Source organism: Paraburkholderia sp. RL17-337-BIB-A, assembly GCF_046025895.1.
Lineage (GTDB): Bacteria > Pseudomonadota > Gammaproteobacteria > Burkholderiales > Burkholderiaceae > Paraburkholderia > Paraburkholderia fungorum_C.
This window is the reverse complement of the sequence record NZ_JARESY010000003.1, coordinates 325,684-345,550: the sequence shown is the minus strand read 5'-3', so window position 1 is coordinate 345,550 and position 19,867 is coordinate 325,684. Positions and strand designations below refer to the sequence as shown.

At 61.3% G+C, this 19,867-nt stretch carries 16 protein-coding genes and 3 pseudogenes; 15 read left to right on the top strand and 4 right to left on the bottom strand.

Annotation, left to right across the window (positions count from 1 at the left end; genetic code table 11):
- Positions 1 to 17 precede the first annotated feature (17 nt).
- The 6 genes and pseudogenes from P0D84_RS39475 to P0D84_RS39450 all read left to right on the top strand — a co-directional run bounded on the left by P0D84_RS39475 (position 18) and on the right by P0D84_RS39450 (position 5,927).
- Positions 18 to 1,055: a glycosyltransferase family 2 protein gene (locus P0D84_RS39475; protein ID WP_408349699.1), complete on the top strand. Its 1,038-nt coding sequence runs from the start codon at positions 18 to 20 to the stop codon at positions 1,053 to 1,055.
- Positions 1,052 to 2,183, top strand: a pseudogene (locus P0D84_RS39470) (glycosyltransferase family 9 protein). Before P0D84_RS39475 ends, P0D84_RS39470 begins: the two are co-directional and overlap by 4 nt.
- Positions 2,173 to 3,129 (top strand): glycosyltransferase family 4 protein, encoded by a 957-nt coding sequence (locus tag P0D84_RS39465; RefSeq protein ID WP_408347291.1) that lies wholly within the window; start codon positions 2,173 to 2,175, stop codon positions 3,127 to 3,129. The pseudogene P0D84_RS39470 and the gene P0D84_RS39465 overlap by 11 nt, the downstream one beginning before the upstream one ends.
- 38 nt (positions 3,130 to 3,167) lie before the next feature.
- Positions 3,168 to 4,187 carry a UDP-glucuronic acid decarboxylase family protein gene (locus tag P0D84_RS39460; RefSeq protein ID WP_408347287.1) on the top strand — a complete coding sequence of 340 codons (1,020 nt, stop codon included), beginning with the start codon at positions 3,168 to 3,170 and terminating at the stop codon, positions 4,185 to 4,187.
- Positions 4,188 to 4,407: 220 nt separating this feature from the next.
- Positions 4,408 to 5,337 carry a glycosyltransferase family 2 protein gene (locus tag P0D84_RS39455; protein ID WP_408347284.1) on the top strand — a complete coding sequence of 310 codons (930 nt, stop codon included), beginning with the start codon at positions 4,408 to 4,410 and terminating at the stop codon, positions 5,335 to 5,337.
- A 434-nt stretch (positions 5,338 to 5,771) separates the two neighbouring features.
- A complete protein-coding gene (locus tag P0D84_RS39450) occupies positions 5,772 to 5,927 on the top strand; it encodes a hypothetical protein (RefSeq protein ID WP_408347281.1) in 156 nt (51 codons plus the stop codon).
- A gap of 60 nt (positions 5,928 to 5,987) precedes the next feature.
- Here P0D84_RS39450 and P0D84_RS39445 read toward each other — a convergent pair.
- Positions 5,988 to 7,726 (bottom strand): annotated as a pseudogene (locus tag P0D84_RS39445) (RecQ family ATP-dependent DNA helicase).
- A gap of 430 nt (positions 7,727 to 8,156) precedes the next feature.
- Here P0D84_RS39445 and P0D84_RS39440 point away from each other — a divergent pair.
- From P0D84_RS39440 to P0D84_RS39430, 3 genes are all read left to right on the top strand, one after another.
- Complete coding sequence (locus P0D84_RS39440; protein WP_408347278.1) at positions 8,157 to 8,465, top strand: hypothetical protein; 309 nt, start codon at positions 8,157 to 8,159, stop codon at positions 8,463 to 8,465.
- Between the two features lie 136 nt (positions 8,466 to 8,601).
- A complete protein-coding gene (locus P0D84_RS39435) occupies positions 8,602 to 9,897 on the top strand; it encodes an NRAMP family divalent metal transporter (RefSeq protein ID WP_408347274.1) in 1,296 nt (431 codons plus the stop codon).
- Between the two features lie 1,254 nt (positions 9,898 to 11,151).
- The gene (locus tag P0D84_RS39430) at positions 11,152 to 11,460 is read left to right on the top strand and encodes a hypothetical protein (protein WP_408347271.1); all 309 of its coding nucleotides are present in this window, start codon (positions 11,152 to 11,154) and stop codon (positions 11,458 to 11,460) included.
- Positions 11,461 to 11,810: 350 nt separating this feature from the next.
- Here P0D84_RS39430 and P0D84_RS39425 read toward each other — a convergent pair whose 3' ends face one another.
- The gene (locus P0D84_RS39425) at positions 11,811 to 11,999 is read right to left on the bottom strand and encodes a hypothetical protein (protein ID WP_408347268.1); all 189 of its coding nucleotides are present in this window, start codon (positions 11,997 to 11,999) and stop codon (positions 11,811 to 11,813) included.
- Positions 12,000 to 12,394: 395 nt separating this feature from the next.
- Here P0D84_RS39425 and P0D84_RS39420 point away from each other — a divergent pair, with 395 nt between their 5' ends.
- The 4 genes and pseudogenes from P0D84_RS39420 to P0D84_RS39405 form a co-directional block, all read left to right on the top strand.
- Entirely contained in the window at positions 12,395 to 13,477 is a 1,083-nt protein-coding gene (locus tag P0D84_RS39420) for an IS630 family transposase (RefSeq protein ID WP_408347265.1), read from the top strand.
- A 12-nt stretch (positions 13,478 to 13,489) separates the two neighbouring features.
- On the top strand, positions 13,490 to 13,789 hold the full coding sequence (locus P0D84_RS39415; protein ID WP_169491107.1) for a hypothetical protein: 300 nt from the start codon (positions 13,490 to 13,492) through the stop codon (positions 13,787 to 13,789).
- An 82-nt stretch (positions 13,790 to 13,871) separates the two neighbouring features.
- Complete coding sequence (locus tag P0D84_RS39410) at positions 13,872 to 14,102, top strand: diguanylate cyclase domain-containing protein (protein WP_408347262.1); 231 nt, start codon at positions 13,872 to 13,874, stop codon at positions 14,100 to 14,102.
- Positions 14,083 to 14,506 (top strand): annotated as a pseudogene (locus P0D84_RS39405) (YciE/YciF ferroxidase family protein); the annotation flags it as partial. The gene P0D84_RS39410 and the pseudogene P0D84_RS39405, both read left to right, overlap by 20 nt.
- A 662-nt stretch (positions 14,507 to 15,168) precedes the next feature.
- Here the strand turns inward: P0D84_RS39405 and P0D84_RS39400 are convergent.
- Positions 15,169 to 16,389 carry an SMP-30/gluconolactonase/LRE family protein gene (locus P0D84_RS39400; protein ID WP_408347258.1) on the bottom strand — a complete coding sequence of 407 codons (1,221 nt, stop codon included), beginning with the start codon at positions 16,387 to 16,389 and terminating at the stop codon, positions 15,169 to 15,171.
- 420 nt (positions 16,390 to 16,809) lie between these two features.
- Here P0D84_RS39400 and P0D84_RS39395 point away from each other — a divergent pair, with 420 nt between their 5' ends.
- Positions 16,810 to 17,025, top strand: a complete 216-nt coding sequence (locus P0D84_RS39395; protein ID WP_408347255.1) for a hypothetical protein — start codon at positions 16,810 to 16,812, stop codon at positions 17,023 to 17,025.
- A 178-nt stretch (positions 17,026 to 17,203) separates the two neighbouring features.
- On the opposite strand, the gene P0D84_RS39390 is transcribed toward P0D84_RS39395, so the two are convergent.
- Complete coding sequence (locus P0D84_RS39390) at positions 17,204 to 18,643, bottom strand: IS1182 family transposase (RefSeq protein WP_408347252.1); 1,440 nt, start codon at positions 18,641 to 18,643, stop codon at positions 17,204 to 17,206.
- Positions 18,644 to 19,436: 793 nt separating this feature from the next.
- Here P0D84_RS39390 and P0D84_RS39385 point away from each other — a divergent pair.
- Positions 19,437 to 19,646: a hypothetical protein gene (locus P0D84_RS39385; RefSeq protein ID WP_408347249.1), complete on the top strand. Its 210-nt coding sequence runs from the start codon at positions 19,437 to 19,439 to the stop codon at positions 19,644 to 19,646.
- Positions 19,647 to 19,867 lie beyond the last annotated feature (221 nt).

Here is a 19,867-nt window from a genome sequence, read left to right as displayed (position 1 = left end):
TCGAACCAGCCGGCGCAATGGCCAACCCGCGCGTTGTGAGCGAACCGGTCGCGTCCGGCTATCCCGGCGCGCTGCCGGCCCATTTCGATGTCTCCGTGGTCGTGCCGACCTACCGTCGTCCGGCAATGCTCGCCGCGTGTCTCGCCGCGCTGTCCGAGCAGGATTTTCCCGCCGGGCGCTACGAGATCGTAGTCTGCGATGACGGTCCCGACGAGGCTACGCGAGCCTGCGTCGAGCGCTTTGCCGAAGCCCTGGCCGCGCGTGGACCCGCCGTCCGCTATGTGCCGGTCACTCGCACCCAAGGGCCGGCCGGCGCACGCAACGCCGGCTGGCAGCAGGCACGCTCGCCAGTGATCGCCTTCACCGACGACGACACCCTGCCCGACCCGCACTGGCTGACGGCCGGCGTCGCGGCGCTCGTGCACGGCGCCGCGGCCGCCCCCGGAGCGATCGTCGTGCCGCTACCGCCCTTGCCGACCGATTACGAAGCCGATGCAAGCGGCCTCGAACGCGCCGAGTTCGCGACCGCGAATGCCTTTGTCGTCCGCTCGTTCCTCGCCACGACGGGCGGCTTCGACGAACGTTTCACGTCGGCATGGCGTGAGGACTCCGACCTGCAGTTCACGCTGATGCAGGCGGGCGGCGAGATCGTGCGCGCGCCCGGTGCAGTAGTCGTGCATCCGGTCAGGCCCGCGCGCTGGGGGGTCAGCATTGCGCAGCAGAAAAAAAGCCAGTTCGACGCGCTGCTCTACAGGAAACATCCCGAATTATTCAGAACACGCATTCGCGCGACGCCGCCGCTCCTGTATTACGCGACTGTGTGCAGTGCGGTGGCGGCGTTGGGCGGTATGCTGGCCGGCAACGCCCCCACAGCGCTCACGGCGCTGATTGCGTGGCTGGCACTCACGGGCTACTTCTGCGTGATGCGTTTGCGCGGTCGCGATCGCAGTTGGCGGCACGTCGCCGAGATGGCATGGACGTCAATCCCCATTCCGTTTCTTTCGATCTTCTGGCGGCTCTATGGCGCCCTTCGCTTCAAGGTGTTCTTTCTATGAACGCACCCTCGTTCCTGACGGCATTCGCGCCGCGCCGTATCGTCATTTTTCGCGCGCTGCAACTCGGCGACATGCTGTGTGCAGTGCCCGCGCTGCGGGCGCTACGAAATGCAGCCCCGCAAGCGCATATCGCGCTGATCGGGTTACCGTGGGCGCAGGCGTTCGTCGAGCGCTACGGCGATCTCATCGACGAGTTGATCGTCTTTCCCGGCGCGGTGGGCTTCCCCGAACAGTCAGAATCGAACGCCGGGCTACCCGCATTCTTTTCGCAAATGCGTGGAAGGCGTTTCGATCTCGCGATCCAGTGGCACGGCAGCGGCGGCATCGCCAATGATCTGTTGCACGAACTCGGCGCACGAGCCCATGCCGGTTTCGTACAGCCTGGCGAACCGGTGAGGCATGGTTGCTTCATTGACTGGCCAGACGACCTGCCAGAGTCTGAACGCTATCTTGCCCTGACCAGCGCCATCGGTGCGCCCGTGGTCGAACGGCAATCTGCGTTTCCCTTGACCTGGCGCGACGGCCACGAGTACGCCGAGCTTGCGGCGGTGCATGGCGTGGAAGCACAGCGGCTTGTGCTGATTCATCCCGGCGCGCAATTGCCGTCGCGCCGCTGGCCCGCGGAGCGTTTTGCCGCGGTGGCCGACCACCTGGCCGGCGACGGCTGGCAGATCGCCAACCGGCACCGCCGCCGAAGCGGCACTGACGGGCGCCGTGTTAGGCGCGATCACCGCGCCCGCGCTGTACCTGGCGGGCGCCACTTCGCTCGGTGGACTGGCCGCGCTGGTTGCCCGCGCGCGACTCGTGGTCTGCAACGACACCGGCATCTCGCACATTGCCGCAGCCGTGGCCACGGCATCGGTAGTGATCGCGTCCGGCAGCGATACGCGCCGCTGGGCGCCGCTGGACCACGCACGGCATCGCGTCCTCGCCGACTACCCCGCGTGCCGGCCGTGCGCGTACCGCGATTGCCCGTACGGGCATCCTTGTGCATTGAACGTCAGCGTCGAACACGTCGTCGAGGCCGCCCGCGCACAACTCGCGCAAGTTCGGGGTGCATGTCCGGGCGCGCCGAACGCATTGCACGCGGACAGCCGGACTTTGAAGGAGATGCCTCATGCTGCATAGCCTCCGCCGTCTGCGCGTGTTGACCTGGCACGTACATGGCAATTACCTGTACTACCTCACGCAGACGCCGCACGACTTCTATCTCGTCACCAAACCGGGCAATCCACCCGGCTATGCGGGCAAAACAGGCGTTCTGCCGTGGGGTGACAACGTCCACGAAATCGCTGTGGACGATGTGCCCGATCAGGAATTCGACGTGATCCTGTACCAGCACAAAGACCATTGGGAACACGACCGCAAGCACGTATTGAGCGCGGCGCAACGGCGCCTGCCGCGCGTCTATATCGAGCACGATCCGCCGCAGGACAATCCATTCCAGCAATGGCATTGGGTCGACGACCCCGACACGCTGCTGGTTCACGTCACCCACTTCAACCAGTTGATGTGGGACTGCGGCGTCACGCCGACGCGTGTCATCGAGCACGGCGTGTTCGTGCCCGCGGGCGTGCGTTACAGCGGTGAGCTTGAGCGCGGCATCGTGGTGGTGAACCACCTGGCGCAGCGCGGACGGCGGCTCGGCGCGGATGTATTCAGCGAAATCCGCACGCGCGTGCCGCTCGATCTCGTCGGCATGGAAGCGGAGCGCCTGGGTGGTATTGGCGAAATCGGCAATCTCGATCTGGCCGCTTTCAGTGCGCGCTATCGCTTCTTCTTCAATCCGATTCGCTGGACCAGCCTCGGGTTGGCAGTCGTAGAGGCCATGACGATCGGTATGCCGATCGTGGGTCTAGCAACCACCGAACTGGCCACCGTGATCCGCAACGGCGAAAACGGTTTCATCCACACGGATGTGAACGTGTTAGTGGAAGCCATGCGGGCGCTACTGCGCGATCCCGGCGAAGCGCGGCGTCTCGGCGAAGGCGCGCGACGCACCGCGCTCGAGCGCTTCCATATCGACCGTTTCGCCCAGGACTGGCATGACACGCTGCAGCACGTCGCTGCCTGACCCAGCACCCGCCGCACTCCACCGAAGGACGATGCACCATGAAAGAACTCACCCGCAAGCGGATTCTGGTTACCGGCGGCGCTGGATTTCTCGGCTCGCATCTATGCGAGCGGCTCGTCGCACAAGGGCACGACGTGCTGTGCGTCGATAACTTCTACACCGGCACCAAGGACAACATCGCGCATCTGCTCGATTGCGCCAACTTTGAACTGCTGCGCCACGACGTCACCTTTCCGCTCTACGTGGAAGTGGCTGAAATCTACAACCTCGCCTGCCCCGCTTCTCCCATCCATTACCAGTACGATCCCGTGCAGACCACCAAGACCAGCGTGCACGGTGCGATCAATATGCTCGGACTGGCCAAACGCGTGAAGGCAAAGATCTTCCAGGCGTCGACAAGCGAAGTGTATGGCGATGCGCTCGTGCATCCGCAGACCGAAGACTACTGGGGACATGTGAATCCCACCGGCCCGCGTTCATGCTACGACGAAGGCAAGCGCTGCGCCGAGACGCTCTTCACGGATTACCGGCGCCAACATGGGCTGTCGATCCGGATTGCCCGCATTTTCAACACGTATGGGCCGCGCATGCATCCCGCCGATGGCCGCGTCGTATCGAACTTCATGATGCAGGCGCTGCAGGGCGAGCCGATCACGCTCTACGGCGATGGCTCGCAAACGCGCTCGTTCTGCTACGTGGACGACATGATCGATGCGTTCATCCGTTTGATGAACACCGACGACAATCCGGCGGGCCCGGTGAATCTCGGCAATCCCCACGAGGTGACGATGCGCGAGATGGCCCGCCGTATCGTGGCGATCACCGCTTCCACGTCACCTCTGGAGTTGCGCCCCTTGCCGACCGACGACCCCTGGCATCGTCAGCCGGATATCACGCGTGCCCGAGAGCTGTTTGGCTGGCAACCGCAGATATCGCTGGACGACGGTCTGGCCGCCACCGCCCGTTATTTCCGCGCACGGATCGCGGCCAGCAGCGAGGCTCTGTGTGGCGCTATGCCGGGCGGCTTCGCCGCGCCACTCGCACATAGCTCGACATGAAGGTGCGTGTGCGGCCGTCTGATGCGGCAGTGCCTGAAACTGGCAAGGCCCGCGCACGCCCGAGGCCTTCGTGATGATCTCGGCAAGGCGAGACGGAAAAAGGCAATGGACGGCAGCCCCTGCCACGGCGATCCCGTCGAGTAGTGGCGTCTGGGTCGACTCCGCAACGGACACCGACGGGCGAGTGATTTCTGTCAAGCGACAAACCGCGAGGCTTGCAATGAAAATGGATGCCAATTCCCGGGACCGGTCGGTCGCGCAGCGCATCTCGGTAGTCGTCCTGACGCATAACCGGGCGAAGGAAGTCATGTGCACCCTCTCGCGCCTGGTTGCGTTGCCGGAGCAGCCCGAGATCATCGTCGCCGATAACGCTTCGAGCGACCGAACCGTCGCGCTGATCGAGGCAGGCACGCCGGGTGTGCGCGTCGTGCAGTGCCTGTCAAATCTCGGCGCCGCTGGCCGCAACCGGGCCGTCGCGCGCGTAACGACCGACTACGTCGCCTTCTGTGACGACGATATGTGGTGGGAGCCCGGCTCCCTGGCGCGGGCGGTTCGTGTGTTCGACGCGACACCGCGTGCCGCCGTGCTGAGCGCCCGCGTGTTGGTGGGCAAGTCGCTGGAACTGGACGAGACGTGTGTTCGTATGCGCAACAGCCCACTGGAGAGCCATGATTTGCCCGGCCCGTCGCTGACAGGCTACCTGGCGGGTGCCTGCGTTTTCCGGACCGATGTGTTTCGCGCGGTCGGCGGTTACCAGCCGCGCCTTTTCATTGGCGGGGAAGAAGAACTGGTTGCGCTCGACGTACTCACTTCCGGCGGCGCAATCGTTTATGTGGACTCGATGGTGGTGCATCATCATCCGTCGCGGACGCAGGACAGCCGTTTGAGACGACGGCTGCTGGCACGCAATGCAGCATGGATTTCCTGGCTGCGTCTGCCACTGCGCGACGCATGCTGCGCGACCGGGCGAGCCTTCGCCGTTCTGTGGCACGAAGGCGCTTTCGTGCGTGATGTGCTCGCCATGATGCGCGCGCTCCCGTGGGCGCTGGCCCGTCGCCGGGTAGTCCCGCCTTCCGTACTTGCAATGCGTCGGCAGGTGCATGTTGCCGAACAAGGTCGAAAGGAAGTCGACCGGCGCGCGACGAGCTGACGTACCGGGTTTGGTCGTAGCCGTTTGGCTCGTCGACGGATATGACGATGGTCATGCGATCCGCCCCCAGCGTCATTGCGATGGACGGCGCCCCCAACCGTGACGGGTTTCGGGGCATCGATCATCAGCCGTCCACCAGCACTCCCTCCCGCTCAGCCGATAAGGCGCGAACGCTGCCAGAGCCAGTCTGAGATCATTGTCAGCCGCTTGCAGTACCGTACCCGGTCCCCGCTCGTTGATTACGGCCACCACGGCGATATTCGAGTACAGATCATGGCCGGCATACCTCGGTTGAGCCTCCTGAACGGGTCAGTCGATCGTTTGCCTCTCAACTGTAGACCCCGGTCGCCCCTTCTCCGACGGCCAGGAAGCCCTTCAATGATTGTCAACTCGACGGTGGTCCGGTCAATCCAGGCAAGCCATACGAGGTGACGATGCTCGCGATTGCCCGGCGCATCGTGGCGATCGCGGCTTCCACCTCGCTGCCTGAATTGCGCCCATTGCCGACCGACGACCCACAGCCAGCCGGATATCACGCGTGCGCGCCAACTGCTCGGCTGGCAACCGTACGCCTCGTGGCCAACGATTGACCGCGGACTGCCCTTTGTTTTCGCGCCGCATCGAAGCCAGCGGCAACGCTTTGCCAGGCGCTATTCCGGGCGTCGTCGCGCCGCTTGCACACAGCTCGGCATCAAGGTTCGCGTGCGGCCGTCGGGAAACTGCACCACCACCTGTTCACCGCTCGCCAGCGCAACTTCACCGGCGCCGTAACGCGGTACGCGAACCGGATCGCCGGGTGCCCAGTCACGCGACCCGTGCGGTTCGCTTGTGCGCGGTTGCGCGGGCAACAAGGTGTCGAGGACGACGACATCCGCGCCGGAACGCACGTCGATCTGCGGCGGATTCAGACAGTTGTCGCACACGCCGCAGCGCTCCATTTGCGGCGTATCACCGTAGTAATCGAGAATCGCGCGCCAGCGGCACTGACTGGTCTGCGCGTAGTCAATCATCTTTTGCAAGGTCTCCTTGTCGTGCACGCTCATCTGCTCGAATTGTTTTGCGCCTTTCGCTACTGACTCGCGCGCCGTTTCAGCGGCAGCATCGCTGGACGCTGCCTGCGTGAGCAACCGGTAGCGGCGCTGCCGGTCACGGCCGGCGATGCGCCTCCACCAACATGTTCAACAGAACCTCCAGCTTGCCGGCACCGACCTCGGCCATGTCGCGCTTGAGCGTAGCGAGGGTTGCGCCCTTCGCGTTCTCCTCGCGATGCGCCGCCAGCGCGTCGTACACGCGTTGCGCAAGTTCCGGGCTCGGGTAGCGGCCCGCCAGAAAAAAATGCTGGATGCGCCGGTCGTTCAGATCAAACAACAACACGCAGTCGGCCGGTTTGCCGTCGCGCCCTGCACGGCCTGTCTCCTGGTAATAGGCATCGAGGCTGCCAGGCATCTGATAGTGAATCACGGAGCGGATGTCCGCTTTGTCGATGCCCATGCCGAATGCGTTGGTGGCGACCATCACGCGCGTCGCACCGGACATGAACTGCTCCTGCGCCGCTTTGCGCACATTGTCGGCGAGGCAGCCGTGATAACGCGAAACCGATTCGCCCGCCTCGACGAGCCAGCCGTAGATGCGGTCGAAGTCCGCTACCGTTGCCGGACAACGATGCGATCAGCTCGCGCAGTTGTTCACGCTTCGCTTCCACGGCCCGCGTCGCGCCGTCTTTGCCGTCGGCCGTACTGACCTGCACGACCCGGTAGCGCAGGTTTTCACGCAACGTGCCGGTGCGAACGACGCGCGGCTCGCGAAAGCCAAGTGAGCGAACGATGTCGTCCAGCACCGCGGCTGTCGCCGTTGCGGTCAACGCGAGCACCGACGGATGGCCAAGCGCCGTTACCGCGTTCGAGGAAGGCCGGCCGGAAGTCGTGACCGCATCGCGACAAGCAATGCGCTTCATCGACGACCACGAGTCCGACGCGGTGCTCAGTATGGGAACGCAATATGTCGATGAACGCCGGTTGCGCGAGGCGCTCCGGCGTCACGAACACAATGCCGCTCTCGCCTGCCGCGATACGTCCGGCGCCTCGCGTTCCGCACGCCTTCGCAGCGTGCTGTTGACCAGCGTGCAGTCGATGCCGGTCGCAAGTGGTGTGTCCGTCTGATCCTTCATCAGCGCGATGAGCGGCGACACGACCAGCGTCATGCCGTCCAGATGCAGCGCGGGCAGTTGATAGCACAGCGACTTCCCGGCGCCTGTCGGCATCGTGGCCAGCGTATCGCTCCGTTCCAGCTCGCTGCGAATTATATCTTCCTGGGCGGCACGCAGCCGGGAGATGCCGAACATGTCGCGCATGGTCTTGCGCATGCTTCGAAGACGCTGGTCGAGTGTCATGAAGTCAGATACCGGCCGGGAAAAGCGGGGAAACTCATGCGCAATCTTTTCTTTTGACAGTGGTGATCTGACAGTCAGCAACCGTCGTGCCGGGAGTCGTCTACGGCTCGTAGCTTGACCTTGGTCCAAAGGTTTGCCGGTCGAATGCGCGATAGGCCGCGATCGCGCCGGTCATCGGTTCGTGTTGCGTATTGACGGGTGCACAGCCAACCCATGCACTCCACGGAAAAGATGCACTGCAGACGAACGCAGTGGATGTCCACACGATTGCTGCCAGGCAGCGCAGACATACGGAGCCTGAAACTGCAACGGGCATTTGCAGTCAAGCGAAGCGGGGAGCCGGGGCATGAGTGTTCCCCGCCCCGCGGACCCATGAATAGCTTCTTGGACCGATTCATGCTGCGCTGCTGTTGACCGGTAGGAGGCCATCATGAAAACCCGCATTTTCACTTACGTCGAATGGCCATGCGGACATCGCGGAGCCCTCATCGAAAGCCTGGACATCGGCGATCTTTCCGACCGCCGGCATCGGACGGGGCTGCGTAACCTGACCCCTTCTGGGACGTACGACGGCGGAGACGGACCGTTCGCAAAACTGAAGCCCGGTTGCCCGGCGTGCGGTCGAAGCCTGGATCCGGACGATGTCGTCGGACGCAGTGAGTTGCACGGGTCGGGCGAAGCGCTCCGGCCAAAAGAGGATTCAGGATCGACGGAGCCCATGCTCAGCGTCGGTTGCTGACAGGCGTGCATCGCACGTCCGGTTGGTGGCTTCCGGCGGTGCCGCGCGACATGCGACTGCTTCCAGTTCAAAGGTTCATGGAACAGACCGTCTCCGCTCGCGCCATGTTCCACGCACGCTTCTCACAGGCACCGTGATGGACATCGACATCAACCCGTCCGACAAGCCGGATCCCGAGGTTCAGTCGTGGCTGGAAAAGCTCGGCCCGGGCCTGGTTCCCGGCGCCGCGGACGACGATCCCAGTGGTATCGCGACCTATTCGCAGGCGGGTGCGCAGTTCGGCTTCAACATGCTGTGGACCATCATCATCACCTATCCGCTGATGGTCGCCATCCAGATAGTCAGCGCGCGACTGGGGCGCGTCAGCGGTCACGGCCTTGCAACAAACATCAGGCGGCACTATTCCGCATGGCTACTCTACGGCTCTGTGGTCCTGCTGCTGGTCGCCAATACGATCAACATCGCGGCCGACCCCACGGCAATGGGCGCGGCGGTCAACCTGGTAATCGGCGGCCCAGCACGTCTTTACACCGTTGCACTTGCACTGATATCCGTGCTGTTGCAGCTCTTCATTCCCTATCGCAGTTACGTACGCGTACTGAAGTGGCTGACGCTCGCGCTGTTCGCCTACGTGGCCACGGTGTTTGTCGTCCAGGTCCCATGGCAGACCGTGCTGGTCCGTACCTTCATTCCGCACCTGTCCTGGAAAAGCGACTACCTCACGACAGTCGTCGCTGTATTGGGCACCACCATCAGTCCGTACCTGTTCTTCTGGCAGGCTTCACAGGAGGTGGAAGAGATGCGCGCCGAAACGGGCCAGCGCGCACTCAAAAACGCACCTGGGCAGGGCCAGGCTAACCTGCGCCGCATCCGGATGGACACCTGGATCGGGATGGGATTCTCGAACGCGGTGGCTTTTTTCATTATCCTGACGACTGCCGCGACCTTGAACGCGCACGGCGTGACTGACATACAGACGTCCTCACAGGCCGCTGTTGCCCTGAAACCCATCGCTGGAAACTTCGCGTTCACTCTTTTCAGTCTGGGGATCATCGGCACGGGCCTGCTCGCGTTGCCAGTGCTCGCGGGATCAGCAGCCTACGCGATGGCCGGTACGTTCAACTGGCGGAACAGCCTCGCCCTGAAACCGCAACTGGCAAAACGTTTCTACGGCATCATCGCCCTGTCGACGCTAGTCGGTCTCGTGATCGGCTTTACACGGATCGATCCCATTAAGGCGCTTTACTGGAGCGCCGTGATCAACGGCGTGGTTTCCGTCCCGATCATGGGACTGATCATGTTCATGGCGGTGAATCCGAAGATCATGGGCAGCTTCATGATTCCAGTGCACCTTCGCATCACCGGGTGGGCCGCGACGATTGCAATGGGCGCTGCCACGCTCGCCATGTTCTGGTTCATGCTCGCTCCTTGAGTGCGTGTGCAGTGCGGGCGCGCGAACCACTTTGGATTTACATGGCATACCTGATTTGCCCATCCAATGTCCGGTCCTAATGGAATCGGTCCTGAAGCGCCAGGCTCGCGACCGCTGTCAAGGAAGAGGACGCCCGACACGGGCCTGTGTCGGGGACGGTCGACCGCGGAAGCAGAAGCGATGAATTGCCAAGATCGAAAAATCAATGGTTGTTCGCGGATCATCAGGGCGAATGGGACAAGTACGGCACTGCCTTAGCTGCAGGTTAAAGGCTTCAGCTCCATTTCCATTCACCTCCTGTCGGTCTTTCCGAGTTCTGATGCTGTGCTTCCTGTCGGCAAGTGTACGGCCTCAACCCGGGCGCCGTCAGATGGATAGCGGCCTGTCGTCTGGCAGACGGACTGCTCTCCAACCGGCAAGCATGCGCGCATGATTGGAGGCGTCCACTGACCGTTTCTCATCTTCTCCTGAACTGCGCGTCAATCGCTTCACGATCGGAGCCCAGAGCCGTTCCTGACACACTGGCGAGTCAATCGGGCTTCTTCAGTCCGCTTGGATTCTCAGGTCCTCCGCGCGTCACCCCCTGATCAGCAGCCGGCGCGCTCGCACCGTGGTTATCCGGCGCCGTCTCGCGTCGTCCGAAGGCCGCCGACGCAGAGTGAGGCGCGCGGATTGCGCCAGGCATGCGCGGTCGATCGCCACCTGGAGACGTCTCAGCGACGTTGGCGTCTCGCATCCCCGCCCCGGCGCGGGCCATCCCTACACCACCCACTCCAGTCTCGCGGGCCGCGCCTGAATTCGGCGCGGATCCGGTCCCCGCAAAAATCAACAACAGTGCTGCAACTGCGAAGCTTTTGGAGAGAACTTTCAGTTTCGTGTCCGTCCTCAGGTGCACGCACCCCGCCGGTGTCCGAGCGCGTTGACTCGACGAATCTCTGCTCACGCGCCGAAGCCTTCTTCCATGAAGGCGGACGGAATTCGCCGAATCCACACTGAGGGATCTGACGATCACCGAGGCGGGATAAAAGACGGGATCTCAGCGAGAGAAAACGCCTACTCACGTATTGCGCCCTCCGAGTTTGATGAAATTCAATTTACGGTCTTCCTTCCGGTGGTCTGGGGTGTTGCCGCGATGTGGCTGGTTGTTTCCGTTGTCTCTCTGCTCTTCATTCGTTCCCAGAAACCGGGACGTTCGCTTCATCTTCTGCAGAGGGAGCTCCGGAGCGATCTCGACACGTTGAAGGAGGCGCTAAAATGAACCGCGTACCGACCAATAGGGGAGCCGAGACCGCCATCCTGCTGCGCATGGCGGAATCACGCATAGCGTTGCTGGCGGCGAATAGCACGCCACCGTCGGTCCCGGCCGTTCACGGACAGACGCGGTCTCCTGCGGTCGGCCTGATCGCTTCGCTGGCCGACGCGCCGCGCGTCACGCTGCTGCTGGCGTTGTGCGTGGGCGCCATCGTCCTCGGACCTCGCCGGACGATCGTTATTGCCAGCCGTTCGGGGATCACCGCGTGGCTAGGTGGCACCGTCCGGAAAGCCATTCTCAGGTCTATGTGAGTTGCATGTAGGGCTGGGCGGCCAGGACAGTTGGAATAGGTCAGACATTCGAACCGCGGCGACTGGTGTCACGGCCCCAGCTATTCGTTGGCCCGTTCAGAACCCGTCGCGCTGCAAATTGGCCCGTGATGCGCCGTGGCGGTCATGGCAGGACTGCCGCACGTCCTTTGGACACTCTGTGTGTTTTGAAGCCCGCGCGCAACGCTTTATCGCGGGTAAGTCCACGTACAGGCGCTCGCCCGATTTCTCGCTGGCCGCCGACGCGTCGTGGTGTCGGCTGCCAGCACGGCGCGCCGGGCGAACGCGGGAGACTATGATCCCGTCGCCGTCGAGTCTCCCCAAGATCCCACTCATACCTGCCAGTGCCCAAACAGGTCGATGGCGGCCGAACTGTTTGCTATGTCGCCTGCCAGCACCAGCGCGTCCGCATTGGACGGCGCGACCGGGTTGTAATCCGGAAAACGGCGATGAAGCATTTCAAGATGCTGGTCCGAGGCGATCGGGATGCAGATGGCAGCACTCGGGCGCACATCGGACATTTGGAGAGGAGTCTCCTAGTCCGCGATCCCCTCTTCAATCTTCCCTTCCGGTCGTAGCGCCCATGGATGCGCATTTCCTCTCGAAGGACCCTGTCATTGAGAATGTGATAGCGCCGTCGGTAGGTCATCTAGTCAATCCGAATATCGGGCCTCTCATTCGCAACTCGAATTGTCCGTTCAATACACCGTACTCCTGACCGATCACGGCGAACCCCATCGCGAATGCTCGTCTTCGGACAGACCATGCGACTACTCTCAAGATTCGATGTCACTGGAATCGAATTGTTACGCAACATTTCTAACGTAACCGAAGATTACAGGATATTCCGGTGGGCGCCTAGTACAACATCCCGCAATTACTTTTAATAATTGATTGCATGGTTTATCCTGGCGGTATGAGTCGAGGACGCCATGCAACGCCAGTGAAGCTGGCCAGGAAGGAAAGACAGGAGCTGCAGTCGCTGATCCGACGCACGACGGCTGCACAGCGCGATGTGACACGGTCACGCATCGCGTTAATGGCTCACGAGGGCTACACGAGCGCGGCGATCTCACAGGAACTGGGCGTGTCCGTGCAGACCGTCAGCCAGTGGCGCCAGCGCATTGCGCGGCAAGGCGCGCAGGGGATTCGGGAGGCAGAGCGCAGTGGTCGTCCGCCGCGCATCACGCAGGAGACGCGGCTGCAGCTGATCGCACTGGCGTGTGAAGTGCAGGAAGCGCAAGGTCGGGCCACGCCGACGCTCGATGAGATTGTGACGCGTGCAGTCGAGCGAGGGATCGTCGAACAAATCAGTCGCAGCCATGTGCAGCGCATCCTGCAGGCTGGCGACGTTCGCCCGCATCGGGTGCAGCAGTGGCTGCATAGTCCGGATCCGGCGTTTCGCGAGAAGGTCAACGTGATCTGCAAGCTGTACCGCAAGGCGCCGAAGAATGCGGTGGTACTGAGTATTGACGAGAAGACCGGCATCCAGGCCATCGAGCGCAAGCATCCAGGGCGCGCCCCGGCAGCCGGACGGTTGCGCCGCCGGGAATTTGAATATATCCGTCACGGTACGCAGTCGCTGATTGCCGCGCTGGATGTTCATACCGGACGGGTACTGGGAAGCTGCCGCGACCGGCGTACCCAAGACGACCTGGTGACTTTCATGGACAGTGTGGCAGCCGCGTATCCGGGCAAGCAGGTGCATGTGATCTGGGATAATCTGAACACGCATCGCGCCCAGGCCGTGTGGCAGGCATTCAATGCGCGGCACGATGGACGGTTTCATTTCCATTTCACCCCTTTGCACGCGAGCTGGGTGAACCAGATCGAACTGTGGTTTGGGCTCTATACGCGCCGTGTGCTACGTCACGCCAGCCACACCAGCACGGCGCATCTTCGCGAGCGTACAGAGCAGTTCATCCGCGAGCGCAACCAGACGGCACGTCCCTTCAGATGGACTTTCCGCGGCTACCCGTTGCAAACTGGCGCATCCTGAACCGGAGCGGTCATGCCTGCCTTACCCGCGAAACATCATGCAAGCGAACTGCAGCGTCAGCTGCGCGAATTGTTGGGCCACGACCAGGTGGTCACGCAGGCTTACGGGCGTCATCTGCTGATCAAGCGCCTGGACAATCAGGAGTCGACCGTTGTGGCACGCCTGAGTGAACTCGGCCGCAATCTTTATGGTGCGGCCTTTCGTAGCCATAGCGGGCGATGGGAACCTCTGCCTGGCTCAGGTTCGCTCGCCGAAATGGCTCAACTGGTTGTCACGCTCCTGCAACCTTATTTGCAGCCAGACAATTATTAAAGCTATTTGAGGGATCTTGTACTAGTTCCGACAGGAATATCGTGAGGGGGATTTGAAAACCGGGCGCATCGTGGAGACGAGGTTGGCCGACAAGCGACACTTCTCGGCAGAGCAACGCCTCGCAGATGAGCGAAGTCAATTGCATGGGTTTGCGTTCCGGGACGGACTGACCGGCGTTTTTAACCGCCGGTACTTCGACCGCGAACTGGCACTTCAATCGCAGCCGGAGTTCTCGAAAGACGGCCGCAGTCGCCTCGGGATTGTCATGGTCGATATCGACGCATACAAGAGCTATGCTGTCGGATATTTATAGCGCGGAAAAGCAGATGACGAAGTCGCTGCCCAGGATGGCACGGGCGTCGACCAATCGGGGCCTCAGGTCGGCATTCGAGATGCATCTGGAGGAAGCGCGTGGTCAGATCGAGAGAATTGACCGGGTCGTCGAGGCTACTGGAATCAAGCTCAAGCGCATCAGATGCTTGCCATGGAGGGTCCTAACGAGGAAGGTCAGGAGCAGATCGACGAGATGAAATGAGCCCACTGCTGGACACGGCGCTTATCGCAGCGGCGCAGAAAGTGGAACACTACGAAATTGCAGGATATGGCTCGTTGATAGCGCTGGCGAAACAGTTGGGCGAAACAGAGTCTGTCAAACTTTTGGCCGCTACGTTGGAAGAAGAAAAGGCCACCGCCCAGAGACTGTCCCTGATTGCCGAGGAGAATTGGCGGCCGAGGCTCTCGGCCGTTAGTGCCGTGCGGCTTTCGCCAGCGGCGCCCCGGCGCGGCTGGCACTGTGTAAGTCTGCGAACAGGAGTGTGCCCGTCTGACCGGACGCACTCCACAACCGGCCAACACCGTTTGTTTCTTTTGAGGGCCGCCCCGACAGTCACATCGTCAGCGGGCGCCCAGCATCCCGACAATCACGCCGCCCAGCACCGCAAACGCTATCGCCTTCCGAGGGCTGTCGTGAACAAAGTCGTCGGTCGGTTCCGATACGACACGATACCTCGTAACGACGGCGTCTTGCGTGTCTGCAAGAAAGTCTTTCATCACAGCTGGCGCAGGCTTCGCCTTCGACGCGGCCGTATTATCCGTATCGGGCAATTTACTGCCTTGCCCTTCAGCTCTCTCCACGGGCTGGGCGAGCACAGCAGGACCACTGCGTTGGAGACCGCCGCCTCCAGAGTCGGATGCCGGCGCACTTACCGCCGATTCCATTGCCCCTGAAACTGCTGTCCGCGGCAAAGGTGACGTCACTACCGTGGCTATCAATCCATGCCCGCGGCCACCCAAGGCCAGCGACGTGGGCATCTTCTTCAATCTCAACGCTCCCAGGAACACCTGAGGCCTCGACGAATTTCGAGTGACTGCGCTGCATTTCATTTGACTGGTCCGAACGGACTCGCGAACGAATTTATTGGCGGTGCGGCAACAAAGCCCGCATCGTTGGCGTTTTCCGGCACAACCGCAATCTCAAAGATCCATACGAACGGAGGTCCCTGTTTCGGATCGCTCGAATTACTAAGCAAAGTCCGTTGCCCGGTCTGCCGGTCAATCCGGAAGAGCACGGTTGGCTCGGCGGCCCGATTCGCTGGGTTACCGGCGCCCACAATTATTCCACCCGCCCCCCGCTGCTCCAGGGCGATGCCGGAAAGGCGCCACCCCAGCGGTCCTTGCGCAACATTGTCGAAATCGCTGACCACAGCACGGTTCCCGGTATTGGGATCAATTCGCAGCAGTAGATTTTTGGGGACGGGCGCAATTGCCGACCCGTGCGAATTGACCAGGATCTGCCCGGAGGTTTCGATGGCAATGCCGGTTGAGGGTACCAGGTCGGTGGCACCCTGTGCCGGGTTGGTGAAATCGCTGAGCAGCGATCGTTGACCCCTAAGCGGATCGACCCGGTACATGTCTCCTACGTCCCGGCTCGGGCCGACGGGGATGAACCACGTAACGCTTGCGACGATCGCCCCGGTTTTCTCGAGCGCGAGGTCGGTAAAGTACGCGACACAACAATTGAACACGTCGCCTTGGGCTGTGTTCGTGAGATCGCTGACCACAACGCGGGTGCCCGTCAGTGGATCTATGCGAACAATTGACCTCGGAGCGCCACCGTATTGCGGTTGCGCCCAGTTTGTCATGAGACGTCCGGACGCATCCACTGCCGAGCCAAAGACGTCTCCACGAAATGCTCCGCTAGTAAAGTCGCTCACAAGGGTTCGGTTACCGGTACGTGGATCAACCGCGTAAATGCCGACGGTGGCAGCGGTGACGAATATCTGCCCCCGTCCTATGGCGACGCCCGCGAGAAACGATCTGTCCACGGGCCCTTGTGACGGATCCAGAAAGTCACTGATGACAGTGCGGGCGCCAGTCCTGGGATCTACAAGAAACAGCTTGCTCGCACGAGCGTCGACAACCAGGATATCGCCGCCATGGATAGTAGCAGCCTGGGCGAGGTTGCCCGCCAGCAGAAGGGCGCAGAGGACCCTGAGCCAAACGCGAAGGCAGCGCCAACAAGAAACGCGACTTGCTGTTTTTTGACCTGACCCGGCAATGCAGTGGCTTAGAACCGTGGCCCACTTGGTCGCGTTTGCCATCACTATTCTCCTTTTGAAAAAAGCGTGTCGCGTGGAAAGCCCAAGAAGTCGAACAACGAAAGGCGCACCTCTAGCGTATGAAACTGGCGGTCAGTCGCCAAGTGGTGTGATAGCGGAAGACGTGTTGCGGCGGCGGCCGGCAGTGGAGATGCGCCTGCCCCTCCGCCGCGCAACGAACAGGATCGAAAGGGTACCGGTGGCAGCCAGGCCGAATTTTCTCGTGATGGTTTGCGCCCTATTGAGCGTGTGGTGGCTGGCGAAAGTGGCGGTAGTGAATGTCGTACGCATGGCCTGTCCCTCTTATCGGCGAAATGTCTTCTGGGGAGCAGAACCGCTGGTGGCCAGCGGGCCTCCGTGGCGGCTTATCGAGCAAAGCCGACGCCGGAATGGCGGATCAATGGCACTGCCGAATGACCCTTCATGGCCGATGCTGTTGAAAAAGTCGCTGCTCTGTTTTTTCAAATCGCCGGTGAGAAAATCGACCTCTCGGAGCGGCCTACAAAGCGCTGGCGAACGCCGGTTTCACGCCCTGAGGTAGTCCGTCAAGCTTTTTCAACGGCATCTGGTGCGGAGCCGACGTTCGAATGTCTGCGCGACGGCGTGGGTGAATGCCCGAAGATGGCCCAGGTTGTGTAAAAACGCGAACCGATGTGGCTCGACGAGTTCGTACCTTCGATCACGGCCATTGGCGGCTGTTTTAGCCCGCTGTATGGTTGGAGGACCTTCGGGCTGGTCAGAATGCGAAGATTCATCGACGAGTTCCAGAAGCGCTCCGGTTCGCCGCAGTGCAGCCGGTTTGATGTAAGGCCTCTCTTCAGGCCCTCATCTTTTGCATTAACGCCGCAGTGCCTAAGATCGCCATGACACGCTTGAGGTTGTATGCGAGCACATGCAGACTCATCTCGGTGCTGACATGCTCGCGTGTCTTCATCAGGAAGTGCGTCGCGCCCATCCAGAACTTGAGCGTACCAAACGGATGCTCCACGGTCTGACGGCGTATGCGCATCATTTCCGGCTTCTGATGGAGTCGCTGCTGCATTGCTTCGACTACGCCCTCATGCTCCCAGCGCTTTATCCGGCGGGCCTGCTTCCCGGATGTGCATTGCTTTCTGATTGCGCAGGTAGCACAAGCCGAACTCGAGTAGCAATGCAGCGTCATACCGTGCTCGATGTTTGTGAAACGCCAGGTGAGCCGCTGTTGCGCTGGGCAACGGTACTCATCATCTTCGGCAACGTAGACAAAGTCCTGCTTGCCGAAGTACCCATCTGCTTTACTGCCCGACGTCAGTGGTTTGGGAACGAATGCCGTAATACCCGCCTCATCGCATTGCAGGATTTCCTCGCCCTTGAAGTACCCCCGGTCAGCAACAACGGTCAGATTTTCGATGCCAGTAGCCGCTCGCGCCTGCCCGGCCATGTTCGTCAGCTGGTTACAATCATTGCCAAGATTGGTGACCTCGTGTGCCACGATCAGATGCGACGTGGCATCAACGGCCGTCTGAACGTTGTAGCCAACCATCCCTGTTCCCCGACCGCTGGCGGCCATGGAACGCGCGTCCGGATCAGTCAGCGAGACCTGTCCATCGGGTGAGTCGCGCAGTCGCTGCTCCATTGCCTTGAGGTCTTGCATCTGCTGCCTGAGCTTCTTGATCTTGTCGCTGATGCGGCTCGTCTTCGCCTCGGCGACATCGGATTGCGTCCGGTCCGAGGTCTCCATCGCCGCAAGGTAACGCGCGATGCTCTCATCAATCTGCTGCATGCGTGCCCGGACCTTACCACTCGTGAAGTTGCGATCACGATTGTTGACGGCTTTGAACTTGCTGCCGTCAATGGCCACAATCGACTTTGAGAACAGGTCCAGGTTACGGCACAACACGATGAATTGCCGGCATACATTGCGAATCGCTTTGCCGTTGTCACGGCGAAAGTCGGCAATGGTCTTGAAATCCGGTGAAAGGCGGCCCGTGAGCCACATGAGCTCGATATTGCGTTGAGTCTCGCGCTCCAGGCGCCGGCTCGACTGAATGCGATTGAGATAGCCGTAGATATATATCTTAAGCAGAACGGATGGATGATAAGAAGGCCGCCCTGTTGTAGCTGGCGCAGTTCCGTCAAAGCCGAGATCACGCAGATCAAGTTCGTCGACGAAGACATCCACTACACGGACCGGGTTGTCGTCGGCGACATAGTCGTCGAGATACTCGGGTAGCAAGACGGCTTGTCTTCGGTCTTCGCCTTCGACGAATCGCTTCATATGCCCACCCGATCTGAATGCGTTGCTTCAGTTTAGGCGATCAGCACGTTTTCACACAGGCCGGGCCGCGTGCTGCCACAGCGCAAAATGCATTCGCAATCTGAACCGCGCCCCTTTGTGATCGGCGGCACGCGCCCCTCTACGGACATAGGGCCCTTCGTCACCTGTACGCGACCGCTTCCAGCGTACCACGTTCGTTGTCTCCGTCGCGTAGGCTGGTCAACGATCCGGCAGCGTTTTGGGACGTTCGCAATGATTTCGCTTTGTACAGCGCGAATGGCCGTTTCGCGCCGCCGACTTTAGCCGGAAGGCCTGGGCATGCGACGTCCCCCGGCCTGCCTTTAGGCACGAGCGTGTCCTACTATAAGTGCAACCGTTCTGCTCTTGCGGGCGTACGAGCCGCGGCGCGCCTGACCATGGCAATCATTGCATTCGGCGGAATGAGCGTGGTGGCCCCCGGCTCATTGCAAAGGGGAGCGTCCAGGTTCGCTTCCAGCCACACAAGTGCCAAAAGCACTGTGACCGCAATCCGCAACCGGGAGCATCCATAACGGGCGCTTCTCTGTCCTTCGTCTTCCCATTCGCATCCGCTATGGCCGAGATGGCCATTTGGCGAAAGCGGAGCCTTTCTGCGGCGCCGGCTGCTAAGCTTATGTAAGGTACGTAATATCGCCTTCGCGCAGGCCACGCCTTTCCGCGCCGGGACAGACTTTTGTAACTATTTTTTGATTAAAAGTTTGTGTGATCGCTTCCAGCCTGTTTGATTCGACGGGCAAAAGCCGGGAGAACTCTGATGAGCAAGGAATCCCTGTCCGACGATATCGGCGGCTCAAATGAAACGACCGAAGCGACGCTGGTGGCACTGACAATGCAAATCAACTCGTTCGTCCGTGAAGGCACGCTCGATAGCCGGTGCGGGGCGAAGCTGGTCAAGCGACTGAAAAGGGAGGCTGAATTCATTTCTGAAAGCGGCAGGCAACGAAGCCGGCGCGCAAGGAATTGAAGACCGCTTTCGACACAATCGATTCGGCGCTGCGCGATCACGATGCTGGGCTGCTGGTCATGGCCAACGCTGCGTTGCGCGCGACAGATGATGCGGCCAGTGCCGGATAGTCGCAGCAGAGGACGAAGATCTCCGAATGACGGAAGTTGCAGGGGCGCGAACGTGGGTATTTTCACATGGCTGCGCCGCAACGACAATTCGAGTACGGAGCGTCGAGACAT

Excerpts from the sequence above, each read along its gene's own strand:
- P0D84_RS39440 (WP_408347278.1), top strand. The coding sequence starts at position 8,157 with ATGAAAACCCGCATTTTCACTTACGTCGAATGGCCATGCGGACATCGC.
- P0D84_RS39390 (WP_408347252.1), bottom strand. The coding sequence starts at position 18,643 with ATGAAGCGATTCGTCGAAGGCGAAGACCGAAGACAAGCCGTCTTGCTA.
- P0D84_RS39430 (WP_408347271.1), top strand. The coding sequence starts at position 11,152 with ATGAACCGCGTACCGACCAATAGGGGAGCCGAGACCGCCATCCTGCTG.
- P0D84_RS39450 (WP_408347281.1), top strand. The coding sequence starts at position 5,772 with ATGCTCGCGATTGCCCGGCGCATCGTGGCGATCGCGGCTTCCACCTCG.
- P0D84_RS39415 (WP_169491107.1), top strand. The coding sequence starts at position 13,490 with ATGCCTGCCTTACCCGCGAAACATCATGCAAGCGAACTGCAGCGTCAG.
- P0D84_RS39420 (WP_408347265.1), top strand. The coding sequence starts at position 12,395 with ATGAGTCGAGGACGCCATGCAACGCCAGTGAAGCTGGCCAGGAAGGAA.
- P0D84_RS39465 (WP_408347291.1), top strand. The coding sequence starts at position 2,173 with ATGCTGCATAGCCTCCGCCGTCTGCGCGTGTTGACCTGGCACGTACAT.
- P0D84_RS39455 (WP_408347284.1), top strand. The coding sequence starts at position 4,408 with ATGAAAATGGATGCCAATTCCCGGGACCGGTCGGTCGCGCAGCGCATC.
- P0D84_RS39395 (WP_408347255.1), top strand. The coding sequence starts at position 16,810 with ATGGCCGATGCTGTTGAAAAAGTCGCTGCTCTGTTTTTTCAAATCGCC.
- P0D84_RS39475 (WP_408349699.1), top strand. The coding sequence starts at position 18 with ATGGCCAACCCGCGCGTTGTGAGCGAACCGGTCGCGTCCGGCTATCCC.
- P0D84_RS39385 (WP_408347249.1), top strand. The coding sequence starts at position 19,437 with ATGAGCAAGGAATCCCTGTCCGACGATATCGGCGGCTCAAATGAAACG.
- P0D84_RS39400 (WP_408347258.1), bottom strand. The coding sequence starts at position 16,389 with ATGGCAAACGCGACCAAGTGGGCCACGGTTCTAAGCCACTGCATTGCC.
- P0D84_RS39425 (WP_408347268.1), bottom strand. The coding sequence starts at position 11,999 with ATGTCCGATGTGCGCCCGAGTGCTGCCATCTGCATCCCGATCGCCTCG.
- P0D84_RS39460 (WP_408347287.1), top strand. The coding sequence starts at position 3,168 with ATGAAAGAACTCACCCGCAAGCGGATTCTGGTTACCGGCGGCGCTGGA.
- P0D84_RS39435 (WP_408347274.1), top strand. The coding sequence starts at position 8,602 with ATGGACATCGACATCAACCCGTCCGACAAGCCGGATCCCGAGGTTCAG.